Source organism: Candidatus Clostridium radicumherbarum (assembly GCF_045310525.1).
In the GTDB taxonomy this organism is placed as follows: domain Bacteria; phylum Bacillota; class Clostridia; order Clostridiales; family Clostridiaceae; genus Clostridium_AT; species Clostridium_AT radicumherbarum.
The window spans coordinates 1,757,011-1,772,158 of sequence record NZ_JBJHZY010000001.1 but is presented as its reverse complement, the minus strand read 5'-3'; the positions used below and the strand labels follow the sequence as shown (position 1 = coordinate 1,772,158).

The 15,148-nt window shown below is 31.4% G+C and carries 15 protein-coding genes; 1 reads left to right on the top strand and 14 read right to left on the bottom strand.

Translation table 11 applies throughout. The features are described 5' to 3' along the window. Nucleotides 1–5: 5 nt before the first annotated feature. The 14 genes from ACJDUH_RS08525 to ACJDUH_RS08460 all read right to left on the bottom strand — a co-directional run bounded on the left by ACJDUH_RS08525 (nt 6) and on the right by ACJDUH_RS08460 (nt 14,515). Nucleotides 6–1,010 carry an NAD(P)H-dependent glycerol-3-phosphate dehydrogenase gene (locus ACJDUH_RS08525; protein WP_406764726.1) on the bottom strand — a complete coding sequence of 335 codons (1,005 nt, stop codon included), beginning with the start codon at nt 1,008–1,010 and terminating at the stop codon, nt 6–8. Nucleotide 1,011: 1 nt separating this feature from the next. Beyond that, a complete protein-coding gene (gene der / locus ACJDUH_RS08520) occupies nt 1,012–2,328 on the bottom strand; it encodes a ribosome biogenesis GTPase Der (RefSeq protein ID WP_406764725.1) in 1,317 nt (438 codons plus the stop codon). 11 nt (nt 2,329–2,339) lie between these two features. Continuing rightward, a complete protein-coding gene (locus ACJDUH_RS08515) occupies nt 2,340–3,650 on the bottom strand; it encodes a DUF512 domain-containing protein (protein ID WP_406764724.1) in 1,311 nt (436 codons plus the stop codon). Between the two features lie 104 nt (nt 3,651–3,754). Continuing rightward, on the bottom strand, nt 3,755–5,461 hold the full coding sequence (gene pnpS, locus ACJDUH_RS08510; protein WP_406764723.1) for a two-component system histidine kinase PnpS: 1,707 nt from the start codon (nt 5,459–5,461) through the stop codon (nt 3,755–3,757). Between the two features lies 1 nt (nt 5,462). Next, complete coding sequence (locus ACJDUH_RS08505; protein ID WP_406764722.1) at nt 5,463–6,158, bottom strand: response regulator transcription factor; 696 nt, start codon at nt 6,156–6,158, stop codon at nt 5,463–5,465. Nucleotides 6,159–6,180: 22 nt separating this feature from the next. Continuing rightward, nucleotides 6,181–6,900: a peptidoglycan editing factor PgeF gene (pgeF, locus tag ACJDUH_RS08500; RefSeq protein ID WP_406764721.1), complete on the bottom strand. Its 720-nt coding sequence runs from the start codon at nt 6,898–6,900 to the stop codon at nt 6,181–6,183. Between the two features lie 124 nt (nt 6,901–7,024). Continuing rightward, the gene (gene nrdR, locus ACJDUH_RS08495; RefSeq protein WP_406764720.1) at nt 7,025–7,483 is read right to left on the bottom strand and encodes a transcriptional regulator NrdR; all 459 of its coding nucleotides are present in this window, start codon (nt 7,481–7,483) and stop codon (nt 7,025–7,027) included. A 62-nt stretch (nt 7,484–7,545) separates the two neighbouring features. Then, a complete protein-coding gene (locus ACJDUH_RS08490; RefSeq protein WP_406764719.1) occupies nt 7,546–7,809 on the bottom strand; it encodes a YlmC/YmxH family sporulation protein in 264 nt (87 codons plus the stop codon). Between the two features lie 195 nt (nt 7,810–8,004). Continuing rightward, nucleotides 8,005–8,778 (bottom strand): RNA polymerase sporulation sigma factor SigG, encoded by a 774-nt coding sequence (sigG, locus tag ACJDUH_RS08485; RefSeq protein WP_406764718.1) that lies wholly within the window; start codon nt 8,776–8,778, stop codon nt 8,005–8,007. A 74-nt stretch (nt 8,779–8,852) separates the two neighbouring features. Next, on the bottom strand, nt 8,853–9,560 hold the full coding sequence (gene sigE / locus ACJDUH_RS08480; RefSeq protein ID WP_406764717.1) for an RNA polymerase sporulation sigma factor SigE: 708 nt from the start codon (nt 9,558–9,560) through the stop codon (nt 8,853–8,855). Nucleotides 9,561–9,579: 19 nt separating this feature from the next. After that, nucleotides 9,580–10,377 (bottom strand): sigma-E processing peptidase SpoIIGA, encoded by a 798-nt coding sequence (gene spoIIGA / locus ACJDUH_RS08475; RefSeq protein WP_406764716.1) that lies wholly within the window; start codon nt 10,375–10,377, stop codon nt 9,580–9,582. A 341-nt stretch (nt 10,378–10,718) separates the two neighbouring features. After that, a complete protein-coding gene (ftsZ, locus tag ACJDUH_RS08470) occupies nt 10,719–11,807 on the bottom strand; it encodes a cell division protein FtsZ (protein ID WP_406765035.1) in 1,089 nt (362 codons plus the stop codon). A gap of 15 nt (nt 11,808–11,822) precedes the next feature. Then, the gene (gene ftsA / locus ACJDUH_RS08465; protein WP_406764715.1) at nt 11,823–13,094 is read right to left on the bottom strand and encodes a cell division protein FtsA; all 1,272 of its coding nucleotides are present in this window, start codon (nt 13,092–13,094) and stop codon (nt 11,823–11,825) included. A 134-nt stretch (nt 13,095–13,228) separates the two neighbouring features. Next, the gene (locus ACJDUH_RS08460; protein ID WP_406765034.1) at nt 13,229–14,515 is read right to left on the bottom strand and encodes a glycosyltransferase family 2 protein; all 1,287 of its coding nucleotides are present in this window, start codon (nt 14,513–14,515) and stop codon (nt 13,229–13,231) included. Between the two features lie 423 nt (nt 14,516–14,938). Between ACJDUH_RS08460 and ACJDUH_RS08455 the strand changes: the two genes are divergently transcribed. Next, on the top strand, nt 14,939–15,103 hold the full coding sequence (locus ACJDUH_RS08455) for a hypothetical protein (RefSeq protein WP_406764714.1): 165 nt from the start codon (nt 14,939–14,941) through the stop codon (nt 15,101–15,103). Nucleotides 15,104–15,148: the final 45 nt, after the last annotated feature.

The following is a 15,148-nucleotide window of genomic DNA, read 5'->3' as shown; positions in this document are numbered from 1 at the left end:
AATACTTAAAAATTATAAATTTCGTCCTTTTTATCTCGAGACATAAGTTCATAAACGGCTTCCTTTGGATCCTTGCCTTCAAACAAAACCTTATAAAGGACATCAGTAATTGGCATGGATACCTTAAGTTTTTCTTTGAGCTGATAAAAAGCCCTGCAGGCCCTAATACCTTCTACCACCATTCCAATTTTATCAATTGCCTCATCTGGCTGCATTCCTTGCCCTATTAAAATACCTGCCCTTCTATTTCTACTGTGCATACTTGTACAAGTTACAATTAAATCACCAATTCCAGTTAAGCCTGAAAAAGTTTCCTTCTTAGCTCCAAGCTTAGTTCCAATCTTTACTATTTCATGCATACCCCTTGTCATAAGAGCAGCTTTGGCGTTATCTCCATAGCCGATACCATCTGAAATACCTGAGGCTAGAGCTATGATGTTTTTCACTGCCCCACCAATTTCAACACCAATTAAATCAGTATTGGTATAAACTCTAAAGGTGTTTGTCATAAAAAGGTCCTGAACTTTTACAGCATACTTTTTATGTTTTGATGCAGCAACTACAGCTGTTGGTATATCTAGAGCCACCTCTTCAGCATGACTTGGACCTGAAAGGATTACCACTGGACTTAGTGGAAGTTCTTCCTCAATTACCTCTGATAGAATTTTTTGAGTATCTTCTTCAATACCTTTAGCTATACAGATTACAATTTGCTCTTTTGAAACAAATTGACTTATTTGCTTGCATAACCCTCTCACAACATGAGAAGGAACAGATAATACAATAAAATTACTCTTATCCACTGCTTCTTTTATGTTTTCATAAGCTTTAACATTACTTGGCAGCTTAACATCAGGCAGATATTTTTTATTTTCTCTGTCTAAATTAATGCCTTGAACAATACTTGGGTTTCTATCCCACAGCTTCACGCTTATTCCTTTTTTAGCAAGTAAGGCACTTAATGCTGTCCCAAAGCTTCCGCCCCCAAGAAATGTAACCTCATTTGTCATATCAGTCCTTCCTTTCACGAAATTGTATTTTTATAGCTGTACCTTCAAAATTAAAGTTCTCTCTAATTTGATTTAGCAAATACCTTTCATAGGAAAAATGTACTGAGTTATAGTCGTTAATAAAAAATATAAAAGTTGGCGGTTTAGTATCTACCTGGGTTACGTAATAGATTCTCAGCCTCTTTAAGCCTACTATTGGAGGTTCCTTCATTAAGACAGCCTTATTTATAACATCGTTTAAAAGTCCTGTAGATATTCTTCTGCAGGAATTGTCATAACAGTTCTTAGCCATCTCTAGGACCTTATGTACCCTTTGCCCTGTTTTGGCAGAAATAAATAGATATGGAGCATAATCTATAAAGGATAAGTTATATTGTAAGTTCTTTTTAAAATTTTGCATGGTTTTATCATCTTTTTCAATTAAATCCCATTTGTTTACAATTATCATTATAGCTTTTCCCTGCTCATGAGCATAACCTATAATCTTTTCATCCTGCTCTGAGATTCCGTCTTCAGCATCAATCATCAGAATACAGACATTTGCTCTTTCTATAGCAGCTAGTGTTCTTACAGCGCTGTATCTTTCAATTTCCTCTTTTATTTTACTCTTACGTCTAAGACCAGCTGTATCTATAAGAATAAATTTACCTTCATCAGTTTCCAGCACACTATCTATGGCATCCCTTGTTGTTCCTGGTATATCACTAACTATGACCCTGTCTTCACCTAAGAGTTTATTAATAAGTGAGGATTTCCCTACATTAGGTTTGCCTATCATGGCAATTTTAATAAATTCTTCATCCTCTGCATCTTCAGAGTTTTCAGGGAAATAGGAAACTACCTTATCCAGCATATCGCCAAGTCCTAAAGCTTGTGAAGCTGAAATTGTTATTGGATCCCCTATACCTAAATTATAAAACTCATATGCATTATCCTCATCAGTAAGGTTGTCAATTTTATTAACTACAAGCACTATAGGCTTTTTGCTCTTTCTTAGCATTTGAGCTACTTCAGCATCAGCACCAGTAAGGCCCTCTTTTCCATCTACGATAAATACTATTACATTTGCCGTATCAATGGCTATTTGTGCCTGCCTTCTCATTTGAGAAAGAATGATGTCTTCACTTTCTGGCTCAATTCCACCTGTATCTATTATGGTAAAATTATATTTAAGCCATTCGGCCTCTGCATACACCCTATCTCTCGTTACCCCTGGTGTATCTTCTACAATTGAAATTCTTTTTCCTGCAATTTTATTAAAAAGTGTGGATTTACCCACATTTGGTCTTCCTACAAATGCAACTATTGGTTTACCCATTGTCTTTCCTCCTATTTTATGGAATGTGTATTAATTAATTCAATTAAGTCTTCTCCAGTGTAGTCACAGATAATTATTTTCCTATTTAGAGCTTTTTCTAATTCCTCTACTGTTATATCATCGAGAAAAACTTCTTCACCGCCTCGAAGCATATTTTGAGGTATAAGTACAAATTCTCCTAAGTTAATTTTCTCTGTCTGTTCTATTATATCCTTACCTGTTATAAGGCCAGCTACTGTGATAGTCTCACCAAAAAGCCTATTGGTAATTTTTGCTACCTCTAGTTTAATACTGCTGTTATGCTCCATAATTTTATGAGCAGCAGCATTTATTTCATTAAAAGCTAAGGCTCCTGTTATAATTGTAAAACTCCCTTTACTTGCTTTTTCTAGATTATGTAAGGAAGAAGTAATATTATCCCTAAACATTCTAATCATACCTATACCGTCTTCTAGCTGCTCAAAGCTTCCATAAAAGTCCCTATCAGGAATTTCTAGATTTGCTAGTACATAAAATTCATCTGATAATCTTACAAAGGGAAAACCTGCTTCCTTTATAAATTTATCTTGCAACTTCTTTATATTGTTTATTTCCTTTAAACTGCTTTCCTTATCAAATAAGTTAACTTTAAAAAGACCTTCTCTATATTTTGTAGCACCAATTGGCACAACTGCAACATTTCTAATAGCTGGATATAATTTAAATAAATCTTCTGTAGTTGAAATTAATTCCTCTCCATTATTAATTCCGGGAACTAAAACTATTTGACAATTAATATCTATATGAGCATCAGCAAGTCTTTCAAGCCTTTCATATATATTGCCAGCAAATCTATTATTGAGCATCTTTACTCTTAGCTCAGGATTTGTTGTATGTACAGAAACGTTTATAGGACTTATTCTATATCTAATAATTCTATCAATATCATCATCCTTCATATTAGTCAAGGTTACGAAATTTCCTTGAAGGAAAGATAATCTCGAATCATCATCCTTAAAATATAAGGTTTCTCTCATTCCCTTTGGTAGTTGGTCTATGAAACAAAACAGGCAATTATTAGAGCAGCTTCTGGCATTATCAAGTATTGAATTTTCAAATTCTACTCCTAAATCCTCATCATAATCCTTTTCAACTTCTATCTCCCATACTTCACCATCTGCCTTTTCAATTTCAAGGATAATATTTTCATCTGCCATTAAAAACTTATAATCAATAATATCTTTAATTTCAGTTCCATTTATACTAATTAACCTGTCGCCTATTTCTAAATCTATTTCTTCTGCTAAACTATTTGGTGAAATTTTCACTATTTTGTTCTTCATATTTTCACTCCCAAAGGTTATATCTATACATTATGTTATAATACCTTAACTGAAAATATTAGTCAATGGATTTCAAATAAGAAAAGAAAATAGGATAGTTAAGCCTATCCTATTTTAATTGGTATCTCAATTGTAAATTTCGTGCCCTTTGAAGGTTCACTATAAACATTTATATTTCCATTTAAGCTTAAGACTATATGCTTAACTATTGCAAGCCCAAGGCCAGTTCCACCCTCTGCCCTCGATCTTGCCTTATCTACTCTGTAAAATCTCTCAAATATCCTGTCTAAGTGTTCCTTAGTCATACCAACTCCAGTATCTTCTACCCAAAGAATACATTTAGTTTTGCTGAAATCTGTACCGATAGTTACCTTTGCATTATTACCAGAATATTTAATTGCATTGTCTACTAAATTAATAAGCATCTGTTTAAACATATCACTATCTCCAATAATATTTGGAACAATTTTACCAGTAACAGATAGTGCAATATTTTTACTTTCAGCTGTGTTTTTCATTAGATTATAGACGTTTTCTACTATAGCATTTACATTAACTACTTCATTTTTCTCTAATTTATGTTGTTCTAAGGAAGATAGGGTTAAAATATCATTAATTAACCTTGTTAACCTTTCTGCCTCATCATTTATTATATCCAGGAATTTAATTTTCTTATCTGGATCTTCAACATATTTTAGAGTTTCAGCAAAGCCCTTAATTGAAGTTAAAGGAGTTTTAAGTTCGTGAGAAACATTGGCAACAAACTGAGAGCGCATATTTTCAAGTCTTTTAATATCTGTAATATCCTGCAGAACTGCTACCTTACCTATAAGCTCACCGGAGTTAATGATATCAGCAGTTTTTATTCGCAGTTCTCTTTCCCTAGGCCATAAAACCTTAATCTCGTTGTAGTCCACGGTTGAATGCCTGAATAAGTCTTCTAATTCAAAATCTCTTATGTTGTCCATTAAGTTTTGACCAATAATATTTTTATCTAAGCCAAAGATTTCTTCAGCATAGGGATTAATCATTATAACCTTTGAATTTTTATCTATGGCAATTACTCCGCTGTCCATGCTTTTTAATATTGCCTCAAGCCTGTTTTGTTTATCTGTTACATCTTTAAGCGAATATTGAAGCTTATCAGCCATATCATTAAAGGCTCTCCCTAAGTCTCCTATTTCATCCCTTGAATTGATTACAACTCTTTTATGAAGCTCACCCTTTGCCACATTTGAGGTGATATTTTGAAGCTCCTTAATAGGTTTTAAAATTCCCTGAGATAATCTTGAAGATACTAAAGCAGCGAGAATAAGCACTAACACTATAGTAATAAGGTAATATCTAATATATTTATTCTCAAAGCCGTAAACTAGTGCAACAGGCATTGAGCTTCTAATTATATAACCATCACCGAAGCTGGTTGCTGCATAGATCATTTTCCTATGTACAGAAACACTATATCTATCACTATAACCTACCCCATTAACCCTTGCATCTTTTATTTCCGGCCTGTCATTGTGATTATTCATAGTTTCAGTATCAGCTTCAGAATCAAAGATAACATTACCTTCTTTATTTATATAAGTAACTCTAATATTAAAATTATGTAAGTTATTTTTAAAGAAGTCCTCTTGATTTTTAAGGTTATCAGTCTTTATTAAATTAATAACAACATTATTGTTTTGGGCTAGATTTTCTTTAATTGTTTCTATATATTGGTGATTAATAATTAATATAAATAGTGTTGTCAAAATAACAACACTTAGAAAAAGCACTCCTAAAGTTGATCTCAAAAGTTTTTTCTTCATGCTAGTCACCAAAATTAAATCTATACCCTACTCCACGTATAGTTTCAATATATCTCGGGCTCTTATCGTCTTCTTCAATCTTTTGCCTTAGATGCCTGATATGAACATCAACTGTTCTTGTTTCACCAATATATTCATAACCCCAAACCTTATCTAAGAGAAAGTCTCTAGTAATTACACGTCCCTTATTCTTAATTAATATTTCCAAAACTTCGAATTCTTTAAGTGTTAAATCCACCCTGTTTTCATCCTTTAAAACCTCATGTTTTTCAAAGTCTACAATTATATTGTCAAATCTAAAGGACTTATCTAAAGGCATTATAGTTGTTCTTCTGAGCACTGCCTTTACCCTGGCAAGAAGCTCCCTAATGGAGAAGGGCTTTGTTAAATAATCATCTGCGCCAAGTTCAAGCCCTAAAATTTTATCCAGTTCCTCACTTTTAGCAGTAATCATAATAATAGGTAAATTTGAAATACTATTGTCTTTTCTTATTTCCTTACAGACATCGTAGCCATCCATTCCAGGCAGCATAACATCTAATAATATTAAATCTAAGTTTTCCTTTCTGGCAATTTTTAATGCTTCAGTACCATTGCCGCAGCAATAAACCTTATAACCGCTGCTTTCTAAATTGAACTTGAGAAGCTCCTGAATATGCTCTTCATCATCAACTACTAAAATTTTGTATTCAGACATAACATACCTCCATTTAATTTACTTAAGTTAGATAAACAAAAGAAAACATTCTTCCACATTCTTCTTTTTGCTTTCTGTATGAGTACATATTATAATCACTTGTGCAATAGGTGCAAATATTTGTTGAAATAATATTCTCACTTTTTACACCATTTGTTTCTAGCTGCTTAATTATACATTTTTCAAGATCAAGCTTATTATCTTTTATTATTTCCAAATCCTTATATAATTCTTTTTCTGAAAATAGTACCTTTAAATCGTCACCGACTTCATAGCAGCAGCCTCTATTATGGGGACCAATAACAGCTGAAAGATCTTTCATTTTTGAGCCATATTCTGACTTGAGTTTAGATAATGCATTGATGCAAATTTCATTTAAGGTTCCCTTCCACCCGCTGTGAACTGCCACAATTACTTCATTCACGCTATCGTAAATTAATATTGGTACACAATCTGCTGTAAATACTCCAACACCAACATTTCTTCTATTTGTTATAAGGCCATCACCTTGATGAATTTCTCCGTCATAATTGTAAACAAGGTTACTGTGAATTTGTTTTAAATAGCCTATTTCTTTTAAGTTAAACATAGACTTTAACATCATTAAGTTAGACTTGCCTTCCTCTAAATTCACATTAAAATTCAAATTATTCTTAGAGGTCGAGAAAATAAAATTTGCATTACCATAGGTAAATTTAATAAATTCATAATTATTGAGTTTATATTTCTCCAAATTATTCACCTCAACATAATTGTAACATTTAATTATATTAAATAAATATAAAATTAAAAATATTAACCATGAATTAACATAAAAGGCCAAGTTCCTTCTACAAATATATGCATAAAGGAACTTGGCTGCTAAATTATTCTTTACTTGTCATCAAGTTTTTAATTTCCTGCATAAAGGTATTAATATCTTTAAACTGTCTATAAACTGAGGCAAATCTAACATAGGCTACTTCATCAATAGTCTTAAGCCTTTCCATAATCATTTCACCTATATAGGAGGACTTTACCTCTGTAAGCATTTGGTTGCTGAGCTGCTTTTCTATATCTTCTGCAATAGCTTCAATTTGACTCCTAGATATAGGCCTTTTTTGGCAAGCCTTCAGTACGCCATTAACAATTTTAGATTTATCAAAATAATCCCTGCTTAAATCTTTTTTTATAACAAGGATAGGAATATCCTCTATCTTCTCATAAGTAGTGTATCTTTTATTACATTTCAAACATTCTCTTCTTCTTCTTATAGCTGATTCATCTTCAGTGGACCTGGAATCCACTACTTTGCTTTCTTCATATCCACAATAAGGACATCTCAACTCTTTCACACCCTTTATTTATCGCTTGTTAAATCAATTATACAATGTTTAAAGGAAATTTTCTACTCTTTGTTATTTATAACAAGATCTGATGCTTCCACTAATATAACATCAATTCCAACCTTTAAAACCTTTTCCCAAGGTATTTCTATTAGATCATTTTTACTAAACCAAGTCATCTTTTGATTAGGCAGTAGCAGTGATAAAATTTTAAACTCGCTGCAGTCAACTTTAAGATCTTTTATAAATCCCAGTTTTGCCCCTGAGGTTATTTCTATAACTTCCATATTCCTTAAATTTACTATTGAATACATTGATACCTCCATATACATCCTCCTAGGTTGTCCTAGATTAAATTTTTATTTTACGTAAACTAAATCTATAAATTATATGAAGTATTACAATATTATATGTTAAATAAATGGAAGGCCTTAAACAATATTAAAATTCTTCTTCTTTTAATTAAGTCTTATCTAATAAAAAAGTCTTAAAATACCTATAAAAAAAGAGCCCTAAGGCTCTTAAACATACTTTCTCATATGTCTTAATGCAGTTTTTTCTAATCTAGATACTTGTGCTTGAGAAATACCTATTTCATCTGCTACCTCCATTTGAGTACGGCCATCAAAGAATCTTAAATTGAGAATAAGCTTTTCTCTATCGTTTAATTTTTTCATGGCTTCCTTAATAGATATGTTTTCAAGCCAGCTGTCATCTAAGTTTTTATTATCACTTATTTGATCCATAACATAAATAGCATCTCCACCATCGTGGTAAATTGGTTCAAATAGTGAAACTGGATCCTGAATTGCATCTAGTGCAAAAACAACTTCTTCCCTTGGAACCTGTAATTCTTTTGCTATTTGGGAAATAGTAGGTTCTTTATTATTCTCAGTAATAAGCTTATCTCTAACTTGCAGAGCCCTATAAGCTATGTCTCTTAATGATCTGCTTACCCTAATAGAGTTATTATCTCTTAAATAACGTCTAATCTCTCCTATTATCATTGGAACTGCATATGTAGAAAATTTTACATTTTGAGAAAGATCAAAGTTGTCAATAGCTTTTATTAGCCCAATACATCCTACTTGAAATAAATCATCTACATTTTCACCGCGATTATTAAATCTTTGTATGACACTTAGAACTAATCTTAAATTACCCTTTATAAATTTCTCTCTAGAAGGCTCATCTCCATCTTTCATTTTGTGTAGTAACTGTCGCATTTCAGGTTCCTTTAAAATTGGAAGTTTGGCAGTATTAACACCGCAAATTTCTACTTTGTTAATCATCATCCTGTCATCAGCCCCTTTAGAATTCTAACATTTTAATTATTTCCCTTAGAGGCAATTTTTATACTTGAATAAGCTTATACCATTTTACTAATTTCTTTTTTTAATCTTTTTATAATTCTCTTTTCAAGTCTAGATATATAAGATTGTGAAATACCAAGTAAATCCGCTACTTCCTTTTGGGTTTTCTCAGTTTCTCCGTTTAAGCCAAATCTTAATTCTACTATTTCTTTTTCTCTTATATTTAACTTTTTCATTGCAACAAATAATAGCTGCTTATCAACTTCATCTTCTATTAAATTATAAACTGAATCATTATCTGTACCTAAGATGTCAGAAAGTAATAATTCATTTCCATCCCAATCAATATTTAATGGTTCGTAAAATGAAATTTCAGCCTTTACCTTGCTATTTCTTCTTAAATACATAAGTATCTCATTTTCTATGCAGCGAGAACCATAGGTAGCTAATTTAATTTTCTTAGTTGGGTCAAAGGTATTTACAGCTTTAATAAGCCCAATAGTTCCAACGGAAATTAAGTCTTCAACATTAACCCCCGTATTTTCAAATTTACGTGCTATATAAACTACTAACCTTAAATTCCTTTCTATAAGAATTGATCTAATGGTTTCGTCTCCTGCTACAAGTCTTTGGACTAAGTTATCTTCTTCTTCCTTACTAAGCGGCGGAGGTAATGCATCATTTCCACCAATATAATATAAATTCTTTGCTAAAAATTTTAATCTTGATAGTATCCTATTTAATATCATTCTTAAGCTGAACATTTTCTACCCCCTATTAATTTTAAATTATTCCCCTTGATAATAGTGCATTATAGTCACCCATACTGCTTAGCTTATTTTCACATAATGCAATGATAACCTGTCTTACTTCTACAACCTCTCCTTTATGTATCCTTATAAATTCAGGTTTGAAACCCTTTAATTTGTTCGCCTCCCCATTTATTACTCTATAGGGTATATAAAAGGTTTCTTTATCATCTATTGTTCTATCCATAAGCTCACTCTCAAGTATCATAACTGGCAGGTTTGTGGCAGGTTCTGTAAGTTCATTACCAGTATCTAAAAAAGCTTTAACAGTCTTCTCTCCATTTTTAAAAACTATATCTATTGAAAAAATCAGAGAACTGAGTTCAATTCTGTTTCTAATGAATAAAACTAATCTATTAATGGTTAAGTATAAAAGTATAAGTGCTAACATAAGTTTTTTATAGGAAAAATTATAGAATAATGAATTAAGCTGGAATCCGCCATTATAATTCAATTCTATAAAAAAACAAAGGCCAGCTAAAACCATGGAATATAGTAGATAAACAAATAGTGCTTTTGTATAAAATAATATTGTACTTCTATAAAATAAAATAAAGATCATAAATATTGCCATTAGGAACTTGAAAGGTAATTCAGTTAAAATATAAAGTTTAGGAAATATTAAGGTAATGACATAAATGCCTCCCAAAAAAGCAGGCAAAGCAATATTTTTAAAGCTTTTTCTTATTCTTAAGGTTTGAGAAGTTATGTATAACAAAAAATAATTTACAATACTATTTTCTAAAACAAGTATATCTATATTAACTACCATTACCCTCCCCCCTTGTATTCCTCATTCTGGACACAATGATTATTAATCATTGTGCTCCTTTTATTCCTTATACTGTCCTAAACAATTATTAATTGTTTAGCCCCTAGTATTCCTTATTCTGTACTGAATGATCATTAATCCTTCAGCTCCTTAAGATTTATTATATATCTTATAATTACAAAAATTTGTCAATTCATAAAAGACAATATTATTTTTTAAATATAAAATAGTGCATAAAACCTCAAAAAAAGCCAAGAGCCACCCAGAAAAAAAGCAGCATTCCTAAAATTAAGAACGCTGCTTTTTTTCAGTGGATGGCACTAAAATATTATTTAACTAAATTATCTCTTTGATGACCTTCTTAAGAAAGCAGGTATTTCTAAATCATTTTCGTCATATTTTTCTTTTTCTAGGGTAAAAGCTGCTTCACTATTAACAGCTGTACCTTCTGGCTTTGTCATTTTAATTTCATTTTTATTTGCTTCAAAGCCTGTAGCTATTACAGTAATTCTAATTTCGTCCTTTAAGTTTTCATCAATTACTGCACCTACAATAATATTTGCATCTGGATCTGCTGCCTGCTGAACTATTTCAGCAGCTTCGTTCATTTCAATAAGTGAGAAATCCGAACCACCAGTAATATTTAAAAGAACACCTGTAGCTCCAATTATTGAAGTTTCTAACAATGGACTAGAAATGGCTTGTTTTGCAGCTTCAGCTGCTCTATTGTCGCCGCGGCCTTCACCTGTACCCATATGAGCTAAGCCTCTATCTATCATTATTGTCTTAACATCTGCAAAGTCAAGATTAACAAGCCCTGGAATTGTGATCAAATCTGATATACCTTGTACACCTTGTCTTAAAACATCATCAGCCAATTTAAATGATTCAATAAGAGGAGTTTTTTTATCTACTATACTTAATAATCTTTCATTAGGTATAGTAACTAAAGTATCAACTCTGTCTTTTAAATTCTTAATTCCCATTTCAGCATGAAGCATTCTCTTTCTGCCTTCAAATGGAAAAGGTTTTGTTACAACTCCAACAGTAAGTATTCCCATGGATTTTGCTATTTCTGCAATTACCGGAGCAGCACCAGTTCCAGTACCGCCGCCCATTCCTGCTGTAATAAATACCATGTCTGAACCTTTAATAGCTTGAGATATTTCTTCTTTGCTTTCTTCAGCAGCCTTTTGCCCAATTTCAGGATTAGCACCAGCTCCAAGACCTTTGGTAAGCTTGTCTCCTATTTGAATCTTTTGTGTTGCTTGTGAAAGCATTAAGGCCTGCTTATCTGTATTTACAGCTATAAATTCTACATTTTTCAATCCACCTAGAATCATTCTATTAACGGCGTTATTACCACCACCACCGCACCCAATAACTTTAATTTGGGCAAATTGTTGAACATCAATATCAAAATCTAGCATCATACTACCTCCTCATTAGAAAAAATCTGCTAAAAAGACTTTTATTTTTGTAATTACACTTTCATTCTTATTTTCCTTATTATGTGTTACAGAATTATAAATTTTATTTACTTTAGTAGGTTTTTCAGAATCAAATTCCTTACTTTCCGTAAAGTTCTTAAAATTTGATGGACTGTAAACATCTTTTATAATTCCAATGGCTGTGTTAAAAATGGGATTAGAGGCACCTACGAAATCTGGTGCTCCGATTCTAACAGGTTTATTTAACCTAATGCGACAAGCTTCAGAAATATTATTAAACTCAGAAATTCCTCCACCGGCTAAAATAATAACATCAATTTCCTCTAAAAATCCAGTACTATTTAATTTATTATTTATTAATGAAAAAATTTCTTCTATTCTTGCTTCAATAATTTCCATTAAAGTATTTCTATCTATTATAATAGATTCATTATCTGATACATTTACTTTAATATTTTCAGCAGAATCAAAATTAGTCCTATACATGGTCCCATACTTTATTTTTAACTTTTCAGCTTCTGAATAAGGAATTTTTAAGCAAATTGCAATATCATTTGTTATTGCATTACCACCTAAAGGGATACCTTCAGTATGTTTTAAATTTCCATTTTTATATATAGCTATATCGGTTTTTTCATATCCAACGTCAATAATAGCTATATTAATTAGATTTTCGTCCTTTTTTGTTACAGCTTTAGCAATTGCTAAAGGTTCTAAAACAATTCCTTCAACTTGAAGGCCAGCTTTATGTACACTTTTCAATAAATTGTTGACAATTGTTGTTTGCGATACTATTACTTCAGATTCTACTTCAAGCTTCATTCCTGACATTCCAACGGGATCTTTTATGTTGTCATAACCATCAATTATAAATTGCTTTGGAATAACTCCAATAATTTCTTTATTGTTTTGGATAGAAACAATTCTTGAAGCATTTAAAACCCTTTTAACATCGCTTTTAGTTATTTCTCTATCTTCTGATGAAACCGCAACAACACCTCTGCTTGGAATAAGTTCACACATACTTCCTGAAAGAGATATAAAAACATTTGTTATTTCTCTATCAATCATTCTTTTTAACTGCTCTATGCAATTATTTATTGAGGATGCCGTGCTATCTATATCAACTACAATACCTTTTTTTAATCCAATACAAGGTACAGTTGTAACGCCTACAATTTGAATTCTACCAGTTTTTTCTAGTTTACCGGCAGCACCACAAATTTTAGAAGATCCAATATCCAACGCATAAACATATTCATCCATTCAGTCCTATCCCCCTTTATAAAAGAACCCTAAATATTATATTCAACATGAATTTAATTTTTCCTCTAAGATTTAAAACTTTTTATATAGATATTATCGAAAAGAAAAGAGAATAGCTGAAGCTATTCTCTTAATTAATTAACTTTTTCTAAGTCCGTAATATTCACACTTCTTGTATGGGCTGTGTGGCTCCAATCTTTTTTATTTCTATCTATTATTCCAAGTACAGAAATAGGAACCCAGGTAACAGTATATATAGGGAAAATAATATAATAAAAGAAGATTTTTAAATTAAGCTTTTTCTCTAATATTAATACTATTGGAGTGTAAATAAATTGTAATACGGAAACTACGAACAACACTATAGTAACTGTTTGAATATGTCCTAGGTCTAATGAATTAATAAGACTATGAGAATCTGAAAGATTAGAGAAGAAACTCATAATTGAGGACAAATTGATTGCGGTAATTCTACTGATATAGTCTAATATCATTGCCACACCAAGTATTAGAATTACCATTGGCTGAATGCTGTATAAGGCACAGTCAATTGCTGTCATATTAAATTCCACAATGCCTTTCTTCATAAGTTTGAAGAAATACCTGCTAGCAACATCTGTAAAACCCTGCATCCATCTCTTTCTCTGCCACCAAGATTGTGAAAGGGTTAACGGCTTCTCGTCATAAATAACGGCTTCGTGTGCCCAGCCTACCTTACATCCGTTTAATACTAGCTTACAGGTAAACTCCAAATCCTCTGTCAGGCAGGTAGCACCCCATCCTAACTCTTTTAAGGTTTCTGTATCTATACAAAAACCTGTTCCTCCTAATTGATTAGAAAGGCCAAGATTTCTTCTAGATAATTGAAACATTCTGTTTGAGGTCCAAAAGGCTATTGAATAGCTTCCGGTTATCCAAGTATCTGTAGGATTCTTACTATCCAAGTAACCTTGAACTACTTTAAAACCATCACAAAGCTTGCTATTCATCTCTCTTAAAAAGTTTCTAGAAGCAAGATTATCAGCATCAAAAATTGCAACTGCATCATACTTTTTATCTAGTTTGAAAATTTTATCAAACATCCATTCTAAAGCATAACCTTTTCCTTTTTTTGTTTTACTAAATCGCTCATAAACAAGAGCACCTGCATTTCTGCCAATAGCTGCTGTTTTATCAGTACAATTATCTGCTATAACAAATATATCATATAATTCCTTGGGGTAATCTAATCTTTTCAAGCTATAAATAATATCTTGAATTACCTTTTCTTCATTATGAGCTGCGACCAATAAAGCAAAGCTTTTTTTAGGCTCTACATTATTAACTTCCTTTTTTTTGTATAACCCGAAAAAAGATATACATAAATAATACATTGATACAATGAATACAAAAGCACTCAAAATTTGAGAACTGATTTTCATTAGTGTACTTATTATTTCCAACATCAATCCCCCCTAGTTCACAGATATTTTAGCACAATTTATACTTAAATTCTATAGAAAATTTATTATTTCTCTATAATAATTTATATTTGCAAGCATAATTGTATATATTAAAGAAATTTGGAGGTAAAGTAGAATAAATTTTATAATCACAGCATTATAATGAAATATTGCAATTGCTTAAGCTTCTTTGAGGTTTGTGAATTTGTATATATTTCCACTTTATGCTATAATATAAATATAAAATATTATATGTTATATAATAGCAAGATAGGGAGGTAGCCCTCATGGGTTCCTACAAATTAATTTATTATTTAGATTTAAAGCTGCTTCACAAAAAGGACGAATCCTTCTGGTAAAGCCTCAATTTTTATTTATCTGTAAAAATTGAGGAGGGTTAATATGATAGAAGGCAATAGTGTTGTAGTAAATGAAAATTTAGTTTTTAAGTTTTGTAATGAAATAATTAAAGAAAACAACAAAGTTGAAAAAGAAGCTAATAAGACACAATTGGAAAAAAGTAATAACGATACATGTTTAAAAATGATAGATTATTTAATGTTTTAAAAAAGGACCTTAGGTCCTTTTTTTATTCCATGAAGTAATAACACT

Excerpts from the sequence above, each read along its gene's own strand:
- ACJDUH_RS08515 (WP_406764724.1), bottom strand. The coding sequence starts at position 3,650 with ATGAAGAACAAAATAGTGAAAATTTCACCAAATAGTTTAGCAGAAGAA.
- ftsZ (WP_406765035.1), bottom strand. The coding sequence starts at position 11,807 with ATGCTAGATTTTGATATTGATGTTCAACAATTTGCCCAAATTAAAGTT.
- ACJDUH_RS08525 (WP_406764726.1), bottom strand. The coding sequence starts at position 1,010 with ATGACAAATGAGGTTACATTTCTTGGGGGCGGAAGCTTTGGGACAGCA.
- pnpS (WP_406764723.1), bottom strand. The coding sequence starts at position 5,461 with ATGAAGAAAAAACTTTTGAGATCAACTTTAGGAGTGCTTTTTCTAAGT.
- spoIIGA (WP_406764716.1), bottom strand. The coding sequence starts at position 10,377 with ATGGTAGTTAATATAGATATACTTGTTTTAGAAAATAGTATTGTAAAT.
- ACJDUH_RS08505 (WP_406764722.1), bottom strand. The coding sequence starts at position 6,158 with ATGTCTGAATACAAAATTTTAGTAGTTGATGATGAAGAGCATATTCAG.
- ACJDUH_RS08455 (WP_406764714.1), top strand. The coding sequence starts at position 14,939 with ATGATAGAAGGCAATAGTGTTGTAGTAAATGAAAATTTAGTTTTTAAG.
- der (WP_406764725.1), bottom strand. The coding sequence starts at position 2,328 with ATGGGTAAACCAATAGTTGCATTTGTAGGAAGACCAAATGTGGGTAAA.
- sigE (WP_406764717.1), bottom strand. The coding sequence starts at position 9,560 with ATGTTCAGCTTAAGAATGATATTAAATAGGATACTATCAAGATTAAAA.
- ACJDUH_RS08490 (WP_406764719.1), bottom strand. The coding sequence starts at position 7,809 with ATGGAGGTATCAATGTATTCAATAGTAAATTTAAGGAATATGGAAGTT.
- sigG (WP_406764718.1), bottom strand. The coding sequence starts at position 8,778 with ATGATGATTAACAAAGTAGAAATTTGCGGTGTTAATACTGCCAAACTT.
- ACJDUH_RS08460 (WP_406765034.1), bottom strand. The coding sequence starts at position 14,515 with ATGAAAATCAGTTCTCAAATTTTGAGTGCTTTTGTATTCATTGTATCA.
- ftsA (WP_406764715.1), bottom strand. The coding sequence starts at position 13,094 with ATGGATGAATATGTTTATGCGTTGGATATTGGATCTTCTAAAATTTGT.